Source organism: Oceanobacillus sp. E9, from assembly GCF_001741975.1.
Classification (GTDB): Bacteria; Bacillota; Bacilli; order Bacillales; family Amphibacillaceae; genus Oceanobacillus; species Oceanobacillus kimchii.
Genome location: NZ_LSNA01000011.1, coordinates 34,948 through 52,672, shown reverse-complemented (window position 1 = coordinate 52,672; position 17,725 = coordinate 34,948). Strand labels below are relative to the sequence as shown.

At 35.2% G+C, this 17,725-nt stretch carries 20 protein-coding genes and 1 riboswitch; of the genes, 16 read left to right on the top strand and 4 right to left on the bottom strand.

Annotated elements, in window-relative coordinates:
- The first annotated feature begins 15 nt into the window (after positions 1-15).
- Positions 16-1,800 carry an acyl-CoA dehydrogenase family protein gene (locus tag AQ616_RS18720; protein WP_069686574.1) on the top strand — a complete coding sequence of 595 codons (1,785 nt, stop codon included), beginning with the start codon at positions 16-18 and terminating at the stop codon, positions 1,798-1,800.
- Positions 1,801-1,848: 48 nt separating this feature from the next.
- On the opposite strand, the gene AQ616_RS18715 is transcribed toward AQ616_RS18720, so the two are convergent.
- Positions 1,849-2,637, bottom strand: coding sequence for an ion transporter (locus AQ616_RS18715; protein WP_017797507.1), 789 nt, complete (start codon positions 2,635-2,637; stop codon positions 1,849-1,851).
- 153 nt (positions 2,638-2,790) lie between these two features.
- Between AQ616_RS18715 and AQ616_RS18710 the strand changes: the two genes are divergently transcribed.
- Positions 2,791-3,264 (top strand): DinB family protein, encoded by a 474-nt coding sequence (locus AQ616_RS18710; protein WP_069686573.1) that lies wholly within the window; start codon positions 2,791-2,793, stop codon positions 3,262-3,264.
- Between the two features lie 437 nt (positions 3,265-3,701).
- Here AQ616_RS18710 and AQ616_RS18705 read toward each other — a convergent pair whose 3' ends face one another.
- Positions 3,702-4,241 (bottom strand): TetR/AcrR family transcriptional regulator, encoded by a 540-nt coding sequence (locus AQ616_RS18705; protein WP_069686572.1) that lies wholly within the window; start codon positions 4,239-4,241, stop codon positions 3,702-3,704.
- Between the two features lie 121 nt (positions 4,242-4,362).
- Between AQ616_RS18705 and AQ616_RS18700 the strand changes: the two genes are divergently transcribed.
- From AQ616_RS18700 to sufB, 14 genes are all read left to right on the top strand, one after another.
- The gene (locus tag AQ616_RS18700) at positions 4,363-5,172 is read left to right on the top strand and encodes an SDR family oxidoreductase (RefSeq protein WP_069686571.1); all 810 of its coding nucleotides are present in this window, start codon (positions 4,363-4,365) and stop codon (positions 5,170-5,172) included.
- Positions 5,173-5,315: 143 nt separating this feature from the next.
- Positions 5,316-5,672: an arsenate reductase family protein gene (locus AQ616_RS18695; RefSeq protein ID WP_017797505.1), complete on the top strand. Its 357-nt coding sequence runs from the start codon at positions 5,316-5,318 to the stop codon at positions 5,670-5,672.
- 68 nt (positions 5,673-5,740) lie between these two features.
- A complete protein-coding gene (gene gcvH, locus AQ616_RS18690; RefSeq protein WP_017797504.1) occupies positions 5,741-6,121 on the top strand; it encodes a glycine cleavage system protein GcvH in 381 nt (126 codons plus the stop codon).
- 221 nt (positions 6,122-6,342) lie between these two features.
- Positions 6,343-6,699 carry a ribonuclease M5 gene (locus AQ616_RS18685; protein WP_017797503.1) on the top strand — a complete coding sequence of 119 codons (357 nt, stop codon included), beginning with the start codon at positions 6,343-6,345 and terminating at the stop codon, positions 6,697-6,699.
- Between the two features lie 27 nt (positions 6,700-6,726).
- A complete protein-coding gene (locus tag AQ616_RS18680) occupies positions 6,727-7,035 on the top strand; it encodes a thioredoxin family protein (protein WP_017797502.1) in 309 nt (102 codons plus the stop codon).
- An 81-nt stretch (positions 7,036-7,116) separates the two neighbouring features.
- Positions 7,117-7,215: riboswitch (SAM riboswitch) on the top strand.
- A gap of 126 nt (positions 7,216-7,341) precedes the next feature.
- Positions 7,342-8,370 (top strand): methionine ABC transporter ATP-binding protein, encoded by a 1,029-nt coding sequence (locus tag AQ616_RS18675; RefSeq protein ID WP_017797501.1) that lies wholly within the window; start codon positions 7,342-7,344, stop codon positions 8,368-8,370.
- Positions 8,360-9,028 carry a methionine ABC transporter permease gene (locus AQ616_RS18670; RefSeq protein WP_017797500.1) on the top strand — a complete coding sequence of 223 codons (669 nt, stop codon included), beginning with the start codon at positions 8,360-8,362 and terminating at the stop codon, positions 9,026-9,028. Before AQ616_RS18675 ends, AQ616_RS18670 begins: the two co-directional genes overlap by 11 nt.
- 73 nt (positions 9,029-9,101) lie before the next feature.
- Complete coding sequence (locus tag AQ616_RS18665; RefSeq protein WP_069686570.1) at positions 9,102-9,941, top strand: MetQ/NlpA family ABC transporter substrate-binding protein; 840 nt, start codon at positions 9,102-9,104, stop codon at positions 9,939-9,941.
- Positions 9,942-10,119: 178 nt separating this feature from the next.
- Positions 10,120-10,296: a YuzK family famiily protein gene (locus tag AQ616_RS19745; RefSeq protein ID WP_017797498.1), complete on the top strand. Its 177-nt coding sequence runs from the start codon at positions 10,120-10,122 to the stop codon at positions 10,294-10,296.
- A 606-nt stretch (positions 10,297-10,902) separates the two neighbouring features.
- Positions 10,903-11,688 carry a Fe-S cluster assembly ATPase SufC gene (gene sufC / locus AQ616_RS18660; RefSeq protein ID WP_017797497.1) on the top strand — a complete coding sequence of 262 codons (786 nt, stop codon included), beginning with the start codon at positions 10,903-10,905 and terminating at the stop codon, positions 11,686-11,688.
- A 16-nt stretch (positions 11,689-11,704) separates the two neighbouring features.
- On the top strand, positions 11,705-13,015 hold the full coding sequence (sufD, locus tag AQ616_RS18655) for a Fe-S cluster assembly protein SufD (protein ID WP_069686569.1): 1,311 nt from the start codon (positions 11,705-11,707) through the stop codon (positions 13,013-13,015).
- Positions 13,015-14,238: a cysteine desulfurase gene (locus tag AQ616_RS18650; protein ID WP_017797495.1), complete on the top strand. Its 1,224-nt coding sequence runs from the start codon at positions 13,015-13,017 to the stop codon at positions 14,236-14,238. Before sufD ends, AQ616_RS18650 begins: the two co-directional genes overlap by 1 nt.
- Positions 14,225-14,653, top strand: coding sequence for a Fe-S cluster assembly sulfur transfer protein SufU (gene sufU / locus AQ616_RS18645; protein WP_017797494.1), 429 nt, complete (start codon positions 14,225-14,227; stop codon positions 14,651-14,653). Before AQ616_RS18650 ends, sufU begins: the two co-directional genes overlap by 14 nt.
- Before the next feature lie 38 nt (positions 14,654-14,691).
- Positions 14,692-16,089, top strand: a complete 1,398-nt coding sequence (gene sufB, locus AQ616_RS18640; protein WP_017797493.1) for a Fe-S cluster assembly protein SufB — start codon at positions 14,692-14,694, stop codon at positions 16,087-16,089.
- A 67-nt stretch (positions 16,090-16,156) separates the two neighbouring features.
- Here sufB and AQ616_RS18635 read toward each other — a convergent pair whose 3' ends face one another.
- Positions 16,157-17,200: a site-specific integrase gene (locus AQ616_RS18635; protein ID WP_069686568.1), complete on the bottom strand. Its 1,044-nt coding sequence runs from the start codon at positions 17,198-17,200 to the stop codon at positions 16,157-16,159.
- 58 nt (positions 17,201-17,258) lie between these two features.
- Positions 17,259-17,723: an ImmA/IrrE family metallo-endopeptidase gene (locus tag AQ616_RS18630; RefSeq protein ID WP_069686567.1), complete on the bottom strand. Its 465-nt coding sequence runs from the start codon at positions 17,721-17,723 to the stop codon at positions 17,259-17,261.
- Between the last annotated feature and the right edge of the window lie 2 nt (positions 17,724-17,725).

Sequence of the window (17,725 nt, the reverse complement as noted above, 5' to 3'; positions counted from 1 at the left end):
GAGAGGGAGAAAAACATGAGTGAAACAAAAGAAAAAATATTCAAAGGTGGAGCATTTTTAGTTGAGGATATAACAGGAGAAGACATTATTACACCAGAAGATTTTACAGATGAGCACAAGATGATAGCAAAAACTACAGAAGATTTTGTTTTAGGAGAAGTCGTGCCAAAAATTGATAATTTGGAGAACCATGAGTTTGAGCATTCTGTTGATTTATTGAAGAAAGCGGGAGATTTAGGATTACTTGGAGCTGACGTACCAGAAGAATATGGCGGGCTTGCTTTAGATAAAATTAGCTCTTCTTTAATTACAGAGAAGTTTTCACGTGCAGGTGGGTTCTCTGTAACACATGGGGCACATGTTGGAATCGGTTCTTTGCCTATTGTGTTTTTCGGTAATGAAGTACAAAAAGAAAAATACTTGCCAAAACTTGCCACTGGAGAGCTCTTAGCAGCATATGCATTAACTGAACCAAGTTCTGGGTCAGATGCTTTAGGAGCAAAAACAACTGCAAAATTAAATGACGCAGGTACGCACTATATCCTTAATGGTGAAAAACAATGGATTACAAACTCTGCATTTGCTGACGTATTCGTAGTTTATGCAAAAATTGACGGAGAACATTTTACAGCATTTATTGTAGAAAGAGAATATCCTGGCGTATCTACTGGTCCGGAGGAAAAGAAAATGGGAATTAAGAGTTCCTCTACTCGTACACTAGTTTTGGAAGATGCAGAAGTTCCAGTAGAGAACTTATTAGGAGAAAAAGGGCGAGGTCATGTTATCGCATTTAATATTTTAAATGTTGGTCGTTATAAACTTGCTGTAGGTGGAGTTGGTGGATCCAAACGCGCGATTGAATTAGCTTCGAAGTATACAAATGAAAGAAAACAATTTAATACACCAATTTCTAGCTTTAATCTAACAAAAGAAAAGCTTGCGACAATGGCAGCAGGTATTTATGCAAATGAAAGTTCAGTTTATCGTACAGTTGGATTATTTGAACAACGGATGGGAGCATTGACAGATGAGCAATTAAAAGATGGGCGAGAAGTTGCTCGTGCAATTGCCGAATATCAGATTGAATGTTCCATGACAAAATATATGGCTACAGAACTATTAGATTATGTAGTTGATGAAGCTGTACAAATGCATGGAGGATATGGATTTATGCAGGAATATGAAGTGGAACGCGCATATCGTGATTCTCGCATTAACCGTATATTTGAAGGTACGAATGAGATTAACCGTCTGTTAGTTCCTGGTACACTACTTAAGAAAGCATTAAAAGGTGAGTTGCCACTATTACAAAAAGCACAAGGTTTGCAAGAAGAATTAATGATGATGATGCCTGAAGAGATAGGAACAGAAGCACTAGAACAAGAAAAATATTTACTCAAAAATGCGAAGAAAATGATTTTACTAGGAGCTGGCCTGGCAGCACAAAAATACGGTCAAAAATTAGATCGTGAACAAGAAATTCTTGTTAACCTTGCTAATATGGTTGCAGAAGTATTTAATATGGAGTCAGCAATTCTTCGTACAGAAAAGGCAATTTCTAAAGTTGGTGAAGAAAAATCGAAACAAAAGCTACTATATACAGAGGTCTATGTACAAGAAGCATTTAATCGTATTGAGGCAGAGGCGAAAGATATTCTTGTAACAGTAGAAGATGGTGATACTCTTCGAATGATGCTTTCATCATTACGTAAACTAACTCGTCATACACCAATTAATGTTGTACAGAAAAAACGTGAAATAGCAGCTCGAATTATTGAGGAAGAGAAATATGTAATTTAATTCTAAGTTAAAAGACCCATCTCACTTTAGAGTTGGGTCTTTACATGGTTAATCTTTATGCTGTTGTTTAAGTAATTTTTTAATTTCCTCCATGTCTTTTTCCATTTTTTCTAATTTAATATCAGTAGGAGAAGGAGACTCTTCACGACTTGCTTCTTCCACATTATTCACAACAACACCTACAAATAAATTGATAATGACAAATGCCCCAATTAAAATAAATGTAACAAAATACCACCATGACGTCGGATCTTGATCTAGTATAGGATACATCACCCCACTTGCCCATGATTCAAGCGTAATTACTTGAAAGAGTGTCAATAACGTACGATGAAGTGATCCAAAATACTCTGGAGAAATTGATTGGAATAACATTGTGCCAATAACTCCATATACATAGAAAAATAACCCTAATAAAAGCATAATCGTACCCATTGAAGGGATTGTTAGCAGCAAGGCATTGACCATCTTTCTTAATGAAGGAATGATAGATATCGCTCTCAATACACGAAGCACACGTAGTATTCGTAACACCATTACGTAACTTGAACCAGCTAGAATGATACTGCTTAACACTATAATTAAATCAAATACATTCCATGGTTCGGTGAAGAAACTTTTCAAAGTGGAACTGCCAATTAAACGAATAATAATTTCGAGAGTGAAAACTGTTAGTAATGTCCAATCTGCCCAAATAATAAAGGTAGAAAATTGCGCAAAAAAAGGATAGGTCTCTAATCCGACCAAAATTGCATTTAATATAATAAGTCCAATAATAATATTTAAAAATATATTACTATTGGCGATTTTTGCACATTGTTTGTGTATTGTTCTCATTCTTTAATTTTTTCCTCCTGTATTTATGTATGTTACTATTGTACGCTGTAGATGACGTGATGTCACTCAAATAATTAAAGTAGATGATTGGATATTAAAATACGAAATGTGGTAGCATACAGTTATGAATATGAACGGGAGGGAAAAATTACAATGTATCGTAGAGTAACTGATTTTTTGAATGAATGGAGTCAATCCGCAGATGGTACAGCAAAAGTAATCAACAATTTAACAGATGAAAAACTTGATCAATCTATTGTTGAAAATCATAGTACACTTGGTTGGTTAGGTTGGCATTTAGTTAACAGTCCTGCTTTTTTTGGGAAATTAGTTGGCCTGGATATTGATTTGTCACATGATCCAGATCAAGTCCCTGAAAAAGCGAAAGACATAGCAGAAGCATATAATAAAATGGTTCAGATGGTAAAAGATCAGGTAGAACAACAACTTACTGATGAAGCGTTAAATGAACAAGTGGACAGTTTTGGTACACCTATCCCTCGTGGTGCGATACTAAGAAAGATGGTTGATCATCAAACACATCATCGTGGTCAAATGACTGTGTTATTAAGACAAGCTGGTTTATCTGTACCTGGTGTTATGGGGCCAACAAAAGAAGACCAATAAGTTCTAGTTTAAATTTTACTTATCATAATAATTAAAATATGGTATATTATAGATAGAGAGTAAGACGATAAATAAAAAGTCGTCTCATGTAACTAAACATGAGACGACTTCCAATAGACCAACCCCAAAAGCGGGGAAGGCACACCGAAGGCAATAATCCCTCAGCGCCGGGCTAAAGCACATGAGGGGTTATTTTTTTTGGTTGATCTCGGACATAATAAACGCAATCAGTGTTCCAAAAGAAATCATAAGCGTCAATACGCCTTCCATATCCATAGGCACCACCCCCCTTCAAAGGAAATACCTTTAAAGGAAATGTGTGTACCTAGCACCCTCATGTGAAGCCGGTCTATTATAGTAATAGTGTAACATATATAAACAGAATTCATTCTAGTCTATTTGTTGTGTTTTTTACACAATACAAATAATTGAGTGAATTAAAAGTTTTGTGCGGTATGTCTGGTCCAATTTGTCGTACCAATATTAGCTAATTCAACAGCCACTTGTTTTGGACTTCGTTCACATCCTTCGTATACCCATTTTGATAAATAACCTACCGTTCCGTAGCTTGCAAATATGGCATAACCTTCATAAGAATAAATGTTTAGTAAATGATTATATAAAGACTCGCATAATAAATGGATAAATTTTGACTTATTAAACTGCTCCTTATAAAAACTTTTAAATTCCAAAATATGTAAGCAAATACCTAAAGTTGAATTGTTTACAAGATCAAACTCAATTTTCTCCATTTGTTTTTTTGAATTAGATTGATAATGCGAAAGGAACTCGTCGATTATATTTTCTGTTACTTGTTCCATAAGATCATACTTATCATAGAAATGCAGATAAAACGTCGAACGACTAATACCAGTTTTATCTACTATTTGTTTTACAGTTAGTTTTTCAAAAGGAGTATTATTTAATAAATCTAAGAAAGTATTTATTATAACAGAACGAGTTGAGAGATTATTCATTCAATCACTTCCTAGTTAGAAGTCATAGTCAGATGGACATTCTATTCCAAAATGTAGTTTGTAAGCAATTACAGTTAAGTTTAAAATAATTATATAGTAAATATTTTTAGGGGGTCAATCAATGTCTGATGTTTATGTAATTACGGGAGGAACAGGTGGCATGGGAAAGTCCATTGCTGAATTAGTAGGAAAGAAAGGAACGGTACTCCTAGCAGACGTGAATGAAGAACGTCTTATCCAGGTGAAGGAAGAATTATCAACAAAAGGAATTAATGATGTATATTATCAAACTGTCGATATTACCAACAAAGAAAATATTCAAGATTTAGTTGAAAAAACAAAATCTCTAGGATCTTTAAAATCGATAATCAATACTGCAGGGTTATCACCAACAATGGCAGATTCAAAAAAAATTGCGGAAGTAAATCTATTAGGAACTGCAAATATTTTGGACTCATTCATCCAAATAGCAGAGGCTAATACTGTAGCAGTATGTATCTCCTCTATGAGTGGTCATATGATACCGAAACAAGGGCCATATATGGAAATACTAAAAAATCCACTTGCACCAAATTTGGTTGAAGCAATGGAACAAATCGCACAGGGGAATTCAGGAACTTCATATAGTTTGTCTAAGTTAGGTGTCTTAGTAATGGTAGAAGACCAAGCGTGGAAATGGGGGCAAAAAGGTGCGCGAATTGTATCGGTTTCACCAGGAACAATTAATACTCCAATGGGAAGGCAAGAATCCTCTAAACAGGAACAAATGAAGGTAATGCTTGAACATACTCCCCTACAACGAGAAGGAGAACCGATGGAGATCGCGACTGCCGTTAATTTCTTAATTAGTGATGCAGCATCTTATATAACAGGAACAGATCTTCGGGTTGATGGTGGAACAATAGCAAATATACAAAATATGAATAAATAATAATCGAAATAATTCACTTATAAATGAGAAATACGTTTTCATTTGGGGGTGTTTTTGTTTCCTTAAACTCTTACCTACGAGATGTATTAAGGATGCAAATGTGGTAAAATGTCCACGATAAGAAAACATGTAGGAGGAATATGATGGCTATAAAATTTTATTGGTATCCTAATTGTGGCACATGTAAGAAAGCAAAAAAATGGTTTGATGATAATCAAATAGACTATGAAGCAATACATATTGTGAACGAGACTCCTTCTTCTGATCAGATTCAAAATTGGATGGATATCAGTGAGTTTCCTGCAAAGAAATTTTTCAATACAAGCGGGAAAAAGTATCGGGAACTTAATATTAAAGATAAAGTCAATCAGTTATCCGAGAAAGAGATAGCAGATTTATTAAGTTCGGATGGTATGCTAATTAAACGCCCGATTGTTACGGACGGGAAAAATCTAACAATTGGGTTTAAAGAAGATTCCTTTGAAAAGGTTTGGAAGTAATTTTAACTAGAAAAATGATATTATAGATTGTATAGTTAAAATGGAATGATAATTTGGAGGGATTGTTTATGAGTTTGCCACAAGATTTATTGTATTCTAAAGAGCACGAATGGGTAAAACAAGAAGATGGGAAATTACGCATCGGGATTACAGACTTTGCTCAAGATGAATTGGGAGACATTGTGTTTGTCGAACTTCCTGAAATTGGGGAAGAGTTAAAAGCTGATGAACCCTTTGGGAGTGTAGAGTCTGTAAAGACAGTATCTGAACTCTATGCACCAGTAAGTGGAAAAGTAGTCGAAATCAACGATGAGTTGGAAGATAGCCCAGAGTATGTTAATGAATCTCCATATGAAAAAGCTTGGATGATTGTGATTGAACCATCCGACGAAAAGGAACTTGAAGAATTATTATCTGCAGAGAAATACGAGGCGTTTATTCAAGACTAATTTTTAGGCTGACAATTACACGTTATTTGTGTATAGTCAGCCTTTGTTTTATCATATAATGATAATATACAAATACTAGCTTATATTTCGATTAATGTATCAGTGAAGACGGTTTAAGTGTTTTGAGAATCGAATTATCATAAGTTTTATGGGAGATCTTTATTCCAAATCAAGTCGTGCTAAATAAGCATGTTTCTTGCTTACATAAGGAGTGCTATGCGATGATGACAAATGAATCTAATAAAGTAATAATTGTAGAAGGTTTGTCGGATAAACGACAGATTGAAAAAATCATTGATGATCATGTTATAATCGTTTGTACAAATGGGACTTTAGGTGTTGAAAAACTAGATGAACTACTAGAAACGTATCAATTAGATGAAAAAGATGTCTATATATTAGTAGATGAGGACCCTTCTGGTATGAAATTGAGAAAACAATTAGCGAGGGAATTACCTCATGCAGAACATATTTATGTGAGCAGTGAGTATCGCGAAGTTGCGGCTACACCTATGAAAGTTTTAGCTAATGTATTAATCGGAGCGAGATTTACAGTCCACCCATCTTATTTAATATAAAGAAAAGAACGATAAAGGTGATATATTATGAAGGAATGGAATAAACAAATGGAACGAGGTGTGATATATATTTACACACCATTTTGTGGAACTTGTTCGGTTGCGAGGGCGATGTTGGATAATATTGAACGACTTCACCAACAAGACATTTTTCACGAAATAAACGCATCTATTCACCCTGAATATATGCAGAACAACCAAATTGAAAGTGTACCATGCTTATTATTTATGGAAAATGGGGAAATTGTCGAAAGAATATATACGTTTTATTCAACTGCAAATATATATGATTATTTGATAAAATATCAACCAGAATTATTTTCAAATGCGACGTAATTTATTGATTGACAGTCCTATAAGCGCGTGCTAAGATAGGTACACTGAATTAATTAAAAATAACCATTAAAAATATGATATCTCTTATCTAGAGCGGTGGAGGGACTGGCCCTTTGAAACCGCGGCAACCTTCATAATTAATGAAAGGTGCCAATTCCTGCAGAAAATGAAAGATGAGAGAACGTCAGACGATATACGATAAGTACGTACGTCTTTCTGTTCTCTTACAGAAAGGCGTTTTTATTTTGACGAATTTTGGAGAAACTAAACGAAATGGTTGTTGGAGAGTAAGAGGAGGAATAAAGATTGATATCCATAGAAGGGTTAAGTAAAGTATTTTCATTAAATAAAAAAGACATCAAAGCTGTAGACTCATTGACCCTCAATATTGAAGATGGCGATATTTATGGCGTAATCGGTTATAGTGGAGCCGGAAAGAGTACGTTTGTACGTTTAATAAATCGACTAGAGGAACCTACATCTGGAAAAGTAACAATAGGAGATCAAATAATCACGGAATTAAATAAAAGTGATCTTCGTGTTGCACGACAAGATATAGGTATGATATTTCAACATTTTAATTTATTATGGTCACGTACGGTAGAGGACAATATTGGGTTTCCTTTAGAAATTGCTGGTGTTGATAAGCAAGAAAGAAAACGTAGAGTAAAAGAATTAATTGGATTAGTTGGTCTTGAAGGTAGAGAGAAATCATATCCTTCACAATTAAGCGGCGGACAAAAACAGCGTGTTGGAATTGCTAGAGCCCTAGCGAATTCCCCTAAAGTATTACTATGTGATGAAGCTACTTCTGCTCTAGATCCAGAAACGACTAATCAGATCTTATCATTATTACAAGACATTAATGAGAAATTAAATTTAACGATAATCTTAATTACCCATGAAATGCATGTTATTCGTAAAATTTGTAATCGTGTAGCTGTAATGGAGCAAGGAAAAGTAGTAGAAGAGGGACAAGTCCTAGATGTGTTTACAAATCCGAAACAATCAGTGACTAGAAAGTTCGTTGAACAGGTTATGAGTTCTAATGAGGATAGTGATATGTCAACGATCGTTGAAAATTATCCGAATGGGGTTTTATATCGAATTCATTTCTTAGGGGAGACTACAAATCAAACCTTAATCAGTCAGATAGCTAAACAATTTTCTGTAGATTTAAATATTATCCAAGGAAATATCACACAGACACAAGCAGGCAGCTATGGAGCATTGGTAGTTCAAGTAACGGGGAACGACAGTGAAATTGAACGAGCTAGAAGCTTTATCGAGAGTCAAGAGTCTGTTGAATTGGAGGTAATTCAACATGCTAAGTAGTTTATTTGAAGGGATCAAAATAGAAGATTTAATCGAAGCAACCTATGAGACGTTCTACATGACACTTATCTCAATGGTAGGAACAGCAATTTTTGGGATTTTGCTTGGGTTACTATTATTCCTAACTTCAAAAGGTAATATTTGGGAAAATCGAGTTGTGAATAATATTGTTGCAGCCTTTGTAAACATCTTCAGAGCTATACCATTTATTATACTAATTTTATTGCTATTCCCGTTTACCGATTTTCTAATGGGAACGATTCGTGGTCCTAATGCTGCTTTGCCAGCACTTATTATTGGATCTGCTCCATTCTATGCACGATTAGTAGAAATTGCACTTATTGAAGTGGATAAAGGTGTAGTGGAAGCCGCAAAAGCAATGGGAGCAAAGACAAGAACAATAATCTTTAAAGTTTTATTACCTGAATCAAAACCGGCACTCGTGTCTGGAATAACTGTTACAACAATTGCTTTGATAGGATATACCGCTATGGCTGGAGCGATTGGGGCAGGTGGACTTGGAAACTATGCTTATTATTTCGGGTTTCAGCGTCGTGACTTTGATGTTGTGTTATGGTGTACGATTATTATCGTACTTATCGTATTTATATTCCAATTCATCGGGGATGCTATTACTAGAAAACTCGATAAGCGTTAAAGAAGAATTCCTCAGGTAGCTTCACTACTTGTTGAAATAATTAATTAAAATGTTAAAAGGAGAGGACACAGAGATGAAGAAATTATTATTATTGTTAACTATTGCATTTGTGGGATTATTAGCAGCTTGTGGAACAAGTGATGAAGGTTCATCAGGTGATGAGTCGTCTGATGAAACCACAGAAATATCAGTTGGAGCTTCTAGTGTACCGCATGCGGAAGTTTTAGAAGAAGCAAAGCCATTATTAGAAGAGCAAGGAATTACATTAAATATAGAAGAGTACCAAGATTATATCTTGCCTAATGATGATTTAGCTGATGAACGTATTGATGCAAACTATTTTCAGCATATTCCTTTTCTAGAACAAACAATTGCTGACACAGGTTATGAAATTGAATCTATTGGCGGCATACATGTGGAACCAATGGGTGTATATTCCCAAAATATAACTAGTGTTGAAGAAATCACAGAAGGCACAGAAGTAATTTTAAGTAACTCAGTTGCTGAACACGGACGTATCCTTTCTTTATTTGAAAAAGAAGGCTTAATTAAATTAGATGAAAGTGTAGAAAAGTCTGCAGCAACGATTGATGATATTGAGGAAAATCCGAAGAATCTTCAATTCTCAGCTGAAACAGAACCAGGATTCTTACCTGAGTACTATCATAGTGAAGAAGATGCGCTAGTTGTTATCAATACAAATTATGCTATTGATACTGGTTTAAACCCTTCAGAAGATGCTTTATTTGTTGAAGGTGAAGAATCAGACTATGTAAATGTCATTGCAGTTCGTTCTGAGGATAAGGATAATGAAGCATTAAACGCTCTAGTCGAAGTTTTACAATCAGAAGAAATTCAAAACTTTATCACGGAAAATTATGATGGGGCAGTGGTTCCGACACCAACTAATTAAGTAATTAAGAGTAAAATGTAAGAATTGTATAGAAAAATCAGTTAAAGTGGTTTATTTTAAAAAAAATGAAGTTTTAATAGGAAATCAAGGTTTAAATCCATTTTGTTCGGGAATAGTTTCTGTGTTAACATTTTTAATGTTAACGAATAAGAAAGGATGATTTATTATTACCAGTGGAATGGATTTAACCTTTACTTCGGAAATGCAAAAAGGACTTGGACAATCAAGAGGATTGAATTATGAGGAATATGGAAGAAGTTTAGAAAAACAAATTCATGTTGAGAAACTGCGAGAGAAGGAATACCATGATGCTAAAACAATGGCATCTGAAATAAATTCACAACTACCAAAATAAATCTTAAAGACTGATGTCAATACGACATCAGTCTTTTATAATTACAAACGATAGGAAATATAGAATTTGTAGGCAATGGATAACTAACTGAATAAACTACACAAACTCCCAACAGCTAGACGACTTCAAGAAATCACCCTCCGATAAAGAAGACTGCCGAATGTTCTTTATGAGGCTTAGTCGCACTTATACCCCTGGGTGAAAAGAAGACTGCCGAATGTTCTTTATGAGGCTTAGTTGCACTTATACCTCGGGGTGATAGTCATCATCAGTTCGGCACCTCAATGTGTTTCCTATATCTCAGTTGTTTTGTTTCAGTTGCTATGTGGCTAAACGGGCACTAGCGCCATTGTCCTTATTACAGATAAGTTTGATAATATGTTAAAATAAATTTATATGTCCTTCTTAATGATTCAGTAAAATCTTCACCTTTTTAATACTTATTTAATAGCTAGCAATCGTGTTAGAAATAACCAAAAATGACAAGTTCAGTATAGCTTAAAAGAGTTGATAATTAATTTGAAATGCTTTAAGATTATAATGAGAATAAATTGAGAATGGATATAAATTCATTTGATGAAAATAAAGTACTTGGAGGTATGTTTTATGTCAGGATCAGTTTTAGAAATCAAAAATCTTCATGTAAGCATAGAGGATAAAGAGATCTTAAAAGGGGTAAACCTTACAATAAAAGGTGGAGAATTTCACGCAATTATGGGACCAAATGGTACTGGTAAATCAACACTAGCATCAGCAATCATGGGCCACCCTAAATATGAAGTTACAGAAGGAAGCATTACACTTGATGGTGAAGACGTATTAGAAATGGAAGTTGACGAGCGTGCTCGTGCTGGAATGTTCTTGGCTATGCAGTACCCAAGTGAAATTAGTGGTGTTACGACTTCTGACTTTTTACGTTCAGCAATTAATGCAAAACGTGAAGAGGGCGATGAGATCCCATTAATGAAATTTATCAAAGAATTAGATAAAGATTTAGATTTTCTTGATATTGATCAAAGTATGGCTACACGTTACTTAAACGAAGGTTTCTCAGGTGGAGAGAAAAAACGTAATGAAATCCTGCAATTAATGCAATTAAAACCAGAGATTGCGATTCTTGATGAAATTGACTCTGGATTAGATATCGACGCATTGAAAGTAGTTTCAAAAGGAATTAACCAAATGCGTTCAGATGAATTTGGTTGTCTAATTATTACTCACTATCAACGTCTACTTAACTATATTACTCCTGATTTTGTTCATGTAATGATGCAAGGTCGCGTAGTGAAATCTGGTGGACCAGAACTTGCAAAACGTCTTGAGGCAGAAGGTTATGAGTGGATTAAAGAAGAATTAGGTATTGAAGACGAAACCATTGAACAAAATGCGTAATGTAAGGAGGGATAGCATGACTGTAGAAACAAAACTTCCATTCAATCAAGATTATATAAACCAATTTTCAGAAGATCGTAATGAGCCACAATGGATGACGAAATTACGTTCAAGCGCTTTAGGTATGGTTGAATCATTAGAAATGCCGAAGCCAGATAAAACAAAAATCACAAATTGGAACTTTACAGAGTTCAAACATGAATATAAAGAAGGAAAAACAATTTCTTCCCTATCTGAATTACCGGAAGAACTAAAAGATTATTTCGATGACGAGAACAAGCCTAATAACTTGCTTATTCAACGAAATCAATCTGTTGCTTATAGTACATTACAAGATGGTTTAGCATCAAAAGGTGTTATTTTTACAGATATCTTTACCGCGATGCGTAATTATAGTGATCTTGTAGAAAAGTATTATATGAAAGATGCTGTTGCAGTAGATCAAAATAAATTAACTGCACTACATGCAGCATTAGTCAATGGTGGTATTTTTGTATACGTTCCAAAAAACGTACAAATCGAAGAGCCGTTACAAGCAGTGTTTTGGCAAGAAGATGCAGAGAACGCTCTATTTAATCATGTGTTAGTAGTTGCTGAAGAAGGTAGTTCTGTTACTTATGTAGAGAATTATTTATCTCATAATGACGAGCAAGCATCTGTAGCAAATATTATTACCGAAGTATTTGCACATGATAATGCACAAGTTGCATATGGAGCTGTAGATAATTTTGCAGCAGGTACTACAACGTATGTAAACCGACGTGGGGTTGGACATCGTGACGCTCAAATAAACTGGGCATTAGGTCAAATGAATGATGGTAACACCGTTTCTGAAAACATTACGTATCTATTAGGAGATAACGCAACTTCTGAAGCAAAAGCAGTTTCTGTAGGGCGTGGAAAACAAACACAAAACTTCACATCAAGTATCCGTCAATTTGGTAAACAAACAGATGCTTATATCCTTCAGCGTGGAGTAATGAAAGGTGCAGCTTCTACTATCTTTAATGCAATTGGTAAAATTGAACATGGTGGTACGAAGTCAAATTCAGAACAAGAATCTAGAGTGCTTATGTTAAGTGAAAAAGCACGTGGAGACGCAAATCCAATTCTTCTCATTGATGAAGATGATGTAACTGCAGGACATGCAGCTTCTGTTGGCCGAGTGGACCCAATTCAAATGTACTATTTGATGAGCCGTGGTCTTAAACAGGAAGAAGCTGAGCGTCTTGTAATTCATGGTTTCTTAGCACCAGTAGTTTCACAGATCCCGATTGAGTCTGTTCGTAAACAATTAACGCAAGTAATTGAAAGGAAAGTTTATTAATGGATGTAAATGCCATTAAACAACAATTTCCGATTTTAAACCAAGAAGTAAATGGACATCCGCTTGTATATTTGGATTCTTCTGCAACATCTCAAAAACCACTTTCAGTTATTGAAGCAGTCGAAGCTTACTATAAGGAAAATAATTCCAACGTACATCGTGGTGTTCATACACTTGGTACAAGAGCAACAGATCAGTATGAGGGATCGAGAGAAAAGGTTCGTTCATTTATTAATGCGGACAGTACAAAAGAAATCATTTTTACAAGAGGGACTACTACTTCAATTAATATCGTGGCGTCAAGCTATGCTAGAATGAATGTCGGACCAGGCGATGAAATAGTTATTACCCAAATGGAGCACCATAGTAATCTAATTCCTTGGCAGCAAGTTGCTAAAGCAACCGGAGCATCGTTGGTGTATTTACCGCTTCAAGAAGACGGTACTATTACGATTGAAGATGCCAAGAAGACAATTACTGGTCAAACGAAAATTGTAGCGATGGCACATGTTTCCAATGTACTTGGTACAATTAATCCTATTAAAGAAATTGCTGCTATTGCGCATCAACATGATGCAATTATGGTGGTCGATGGTGCGCAAGGGGCGCCTCATATGAAAGTGGATGTGGAAGATTTAGATTGTGACTTTTATGCGTTTTCTGGCCATAAAATGTGTGGTCCAACTGGAATCGGAGTATTATACGGAAAACAGCATTTATTAGAAAACATGGAGCCTATTGAATTCGGTGGTGAAATGATTGACTTTGTTAATCTATATGACTCTACGTGGAAAGAACTTCCTTGGAAATTCGAAGGTGGAACACCAATAATTGCTGGCGCTATAGGACTCGGTGCTGCTATTGATTTCTTAGAAGATATAGGACATCAAGAAATTGTCGATCATGAAAATGAATTGGCTGCATACGCATTAAAGCAAATGCGTACAATTGATGGACTTTCCATTTATGGACCTGAACAAAGAGCTGGGCTAGTAACATTTAATTTAGATGATGTACATCCACATGATACTGCTACTGTATTAGATGCAGAAGGCATTGCAGTGCGTGCTGGTCATCATTGTGCTCAACCATTAATGAAGTGGTTGAATGTTTCAGCAACAGCTAGAGCAAGTTTTTACCTTTATAATTCGAAAGAAGATGTAGATCGATTGGTAGAAGGACTGTTAAAAACAAAGGAGTATTTTGGGAATGTCTTTGAATAACCTCGATACACTTTACCGACAAGTAATAATGGATCATTATAAAAATCCCAGAAATCGTGGTACTCTTGAAGGAGACTCTGTTACAGTTGATATGAATAACCCGACTTGTGGCGATCGCATTCAGCTTCAGTTACATGTTGTAGATGGAATTGTTCAAGATGCAAAGTTTGAGGGAGAAGGTTGTTCGATTAGCATGTCATCTGCTTCTATGATGACACAAGCGATTAAAGGGAAGAAGATAGAAGAAGCATTAGAAATGTCACATACATTTTCTGATATGATGTTGGGAAATGATGTAGATACAGAAGAAATGGGAGATATTGAAGCATTACAAGGTGTTTCTAAATTCCCTGCAAGAATAAAGTGTGCTACCTTACCCTGGAAGGCAATGGAAAAAGGGGTACATGATCAATAAAGCAGAGATGTTTTTTCTGCTAGGAGGAGGTTATCTATATGGCTAAAAATATGCCAGAAATCGATGAGTATAAATATGGATTTCATGATAAAGACGTATCTATTTTTCGTACGGAAAAAGGATTGACGCCACGAGTAGTAGAAGAAATTTCGAAAATGAAGGAAGAACCAGAGTGGATGTTAGAATATCGCTTGAAAGCTCTAGAGCATTTCTATAACCGCCCAATGCCACAATGGGGTGGAGACCTTTCTGGATTAGATTTTGATGAAATCGTCTACTATGTAAAACCATCTGAAAAACAAGGTAGAACTTGGGATGAAGTACCTGATGAAATCAAGCAAACATTTGATAAATTAGGTATTCCAGAAGCTGAGCAAAAATACCTTGCTGGTGTATCAGCTCAGTATGAATCTGAAGTTGTTTACCATAGCCTGAAAGAAGATCTTAAAGATCTAGGTATCATCTTTAAAGATACAGACACTGCATTAAAAGAAAATGAAGAATTATTTAAAGAGTATTTTGGTAAAGTAATTCCGTACTCTGATAATAAGTTCTCAGCATTAAATTCTGCAGTATGGTCTGGTGGATCTTTCATTTACGTACCAAAAGGAGTCGAAGCAACAACTCCACTTCAAGCATACTTCCGTATTAATTCTGAAAATATGGGACAGTTTGAGCGTACGTTAATTATTGTTGATGAAGGGGCTTCTGTACACTATGTAGAAGGTTGTACAGCTCCAGTTTATACAACAAACTCTCTACACAGTGCAGTAGTTGAGATTATTGTTAAAAAAGATGCATATTGCCGTTACACAACAATCCAAAACTGGGCAAACAATGTGTATAACCTAGTTACAAAGCGTGCAACTTGTGATGCGAATGCAACAATGGAATGGATTGATGGTAACATTGGTTCTAAATTAACAATGAAATATCCAGCTATCTTGCTTAAAGGTGAAGGTGCACGTGGAAATACACTTTCTATCGCACTTGCTGGTAAAGGACAGTTACAAGATGCTGGTGCGAAAATGCATCACTTAGCGCCGAACACGTCATCTACGATTGTTTCCAAGTCAATCTCTAAACAAGGCGGTAAAGTATCTTATCGTGGTTTAGTACACTTTGGTCGTAAAGCGGATGGAGCTCGTGCAAATATTGAGTGTGATACGCTTATTATGGATAATGAGTCTACTTCAGACACTATTCCGTATAACGAAATCTTAAATGACAACATTTCTTTAGAGCACGAAGCTAAGGTATCTAAAGTATCAGAAGAACAGCTCTTCTATCTAATGAGCCGTGGCTTATCAGAAGAAGAAGCAACAGAAATGATCGTAATGGGCTTCATCGAGCCATTTACAAAAGAACTTCCAATGGAATATGCGGTTGAAATGAACCGTTTAATCAAGTTTGAAATGGAAGGTTCTATTGGTTAAGGGGAATCGTTGATAAATGAGGTATTTATGCACGAGGTATAGGCTTATGATAACGTTCGTGATAACGTTAGTCGTTCAAAAAGCTTATTGCCTCGTGCTTTTTCTCTTTATAAAGGTGGCCATAAGTGTTTATTGTCTCTTGAACATTGTCATGTCTCATCAATGATTTTAAGACAAATATATCCACTTTTCTATTTGCTAAGAAGGAGGCATAACTGTGTCGCAAATCGTGCGGTCTAAATTCAGGAAATACTTTTTTAAACGCTAGATGGTAAGTTTTATATGCAACAGGTACCATCCCTCTAAATATAAAATAATCTTCATTAAATCCGTACATAGTTTCTTGCTGTTTTTGTTTTATACCCTCTAGCATTTCTACTAAGAAATCTGCTAAAGGCACAACATCAGCACTTGCTTCTGTTTTCGGAGGACCTATTTCTTTGGTGCCTGAATCATACGTTTTATTTATGTCGGCTTCTTTAAGTTCAAAATCAATATCTTTCCATTGAAGTGCTATTGCCTCTCCGATACGGAGACCAGTGTAAAACATAAATATGCTCATATGCTTAAAATCTTCATTCTCGAATTCCTCAACCTTTCTATCAAATTCTCTTCGTCTTATATAGCTATGTTTCTTTTTAACTCTTTTGATTGGGGGCACAGCTTTTGCTGGATCCTTCGGCAAATCAAAATATTTAATAGCATGATTGATCACTACTTTGAATCCAGAGAATACTGTGCGAGCAGTTTCATTAGAATTCAAATTGTTTAATAAATATTGTTTGAAGTCTAGGCATTGTTGAGTAGTTATGTCATGTATCTTAATGTGTCCGAACTTATTCTTCATGTGTTTATTATATTCATTTGTTCTTCTTCGTTTTGTTTTAGGTTTAAGCTCGGTATGTTCAATGTTATGATAAAATACTTCTTCAAATGTCATTTCTTCAGGTGCTCTATTTTTTACCTTTATTATAAATTCTGCCTCAGCAATTTTAGCTTCTTTTTCTTTTTTAAAGCCTCGTTTTAGTTTTTGTTTTGACTTACCGTAAATATCTTTATACCACGTTGAAAAATAATAAGTTCCTCTTTGTTCATCTTTGTAGACTGGCATAATTCTACTCCTTTACTAATAAATAGGAATATACGTTCTGTTTGAAGTTTAAAAAATTTTACTTATCAAACCATTCGATCACCCCCAAAGGCTCAAAGCAGATAGTATAACCTTTTAAATTAACTGTATTTCCGTATTTTTCTTTGTATCTTAATATTGCTTGATTTAAAAATTCTTCTGTAACATCTAGAAAATTTGCTAGTTCAAATCTATTGCGTATGAATTCCTTGTGAGCTTCAATAATCATTTCTAACGGAACTGCCCGTTCGTATGCCCAAGAACGGGCCCGTACTTCTTGTTTACGGCTGTTTAAAACAGTTTGATTTAAAATATCACCTGAGCTGGTGTGATAATGCCCCAATTCTTCTGCCATGATACAGTGTCTTTCTTTGTTGGAATCTAAATTTTTATCAATCCAAATAACATTGTCACTGTAAAGTCCCTTTAATTTGCCTTTAATAGGTTCTTCTTGTACAAATACACCAAGCTTAAAAGCTTCGTCTAAAAGCCCTTCATATCCCATAC

Excerpts from the sequence above, each read along its gene's own strand:
- AQ616_RS18720 (WP_069686574.1), top strand. The coding sequence starts at position 16 with ATGAGTGAAACAAAAGAAAAAATATTCAAAGGTGGAGCATTTTTAGTT.
- AQ616_RS18715 (WP_017797507.1), bottom strand. The coding sequence starts at position 2,637 with ATGAGAACAATACACAAACAATGTGCAAAAATCGCCAATAGTAATATA.
- AQ616_RS18710 (WP_069686573.1), top strand. The coding sequence starts at position 2,791 with ATGTATCGTAGAGTAACTGATTTTTTGAATGAATGGAGTCAATCCGCA.
- AQ616_RS18705 (WP_069686572.1), bottom strand. The coding sequence starts at position 4,241 with ATGAATAATCTCTCAACTCGTTCTGTTATAATAAATACTTTCTTAGAT.
- AQ616_RS18700 (WP_069686571.1), top strand. The coding sequence starts at position 4,363 with ATGTCTGATGTTTATGTAATTACGGGAGGAACAGGTGGCATGGGAAAG.
- AQ616_RS18695 (WP_017797505.1), top strand. The coding sequence starts at position 5,316 with ATGGCTATAAAATTTTATTGGTATCCTAATTGTGGCACATGTAAGAAA.
- gcvH (WP_017797504.1), top strand. The coding sequence starts at position 5,741 with ATGAGTTTGCCACAAGATTTATTGTATTCTAAAGAGCACGAATGGGTA.
- AQ616_RS18685 (WP_017797503.1), top strand. The coding sequence starts at position 6,343 with ATGATGACAAATGAATCTAATAAAGTAATAATTGTAGAAGGTTTGTCG.
- AQ616_RS18680 (WP_017797502.1), top strand. The coding sequence starts at position 6,727 with ATGAAGGAATGGAATAAACAAATGGAACGAGGTGTGATATATATTTAC.
- AQ616_RS18670 (WP_017797500.1), top strand. The coding sequence starts at position 8,360 with ATGCTAAGTAGTTTATTTGAAGGGATCAAAATAGAAGATTTAATCGAA.
- AQ616_RS18665 (WP_069686570.1), top strand. The coding sequence starts at position 9,102 with ATGAAGAAATTATTATTATTGTTAACTATTGCATTTGTGGGATTATTA.
- AQ616_RS19745 (WP_017797498.1), top strand. The coding sequence starts at position 10,120 with ATGGATTTAACCTTTACTTCGGAAATGCAAAAAGGACTTGGACAATCA.
- sufC (WP_017797497.1), top strand. The coding sequence starts at position 10,903 with ATGTCAGGATCAGTTTTAGAAATCAAAAATCTTCATGTAAGCATAGAG.
- sufD (WP_069686569.1), top strand. The coding sequence starts at position 11,705 with ATGACTGTAGAAACAAAACTTCCATTCAATCAAGATTATATAAACCAA.
- AQ616_RS18650 (WP_017797495.1), top strand. The coding sequence starts at position 13,015 with ATGGATGTAAATGCCATTAAACAACAATTTCCGATTTTAAACCAAGAA.
- sufU (WP_017797494.1), top strand. The coding sequence starts at position 14,225 with ATGTCTTTGAATAACCTCGATACACTTTACCGACAAGTAATAATGGAT.
- sufB (WP_017797493.1), top strand. The coding sequence starts at position 14,692 with ATGGCTAAAAATATGCCAGAAATCGATGAGTATAAATATGGATTTCAT.
- AQ616_RS18635 (WP_069686568.1), bottom strand. The coding sequence starts at position 17,200 with ATGCCAGTCTACAAAGATGAACAAAGAGGAACTTATTATTTTTCAACG.
- AQ616_RS18630 (WP_069686567.1), bottom strand. The coding sequence starts at position 17,723 with ATGGGATATGAAGGGCTTTTAGACGAAGCTTTTAAGCTTGGTGTATTT.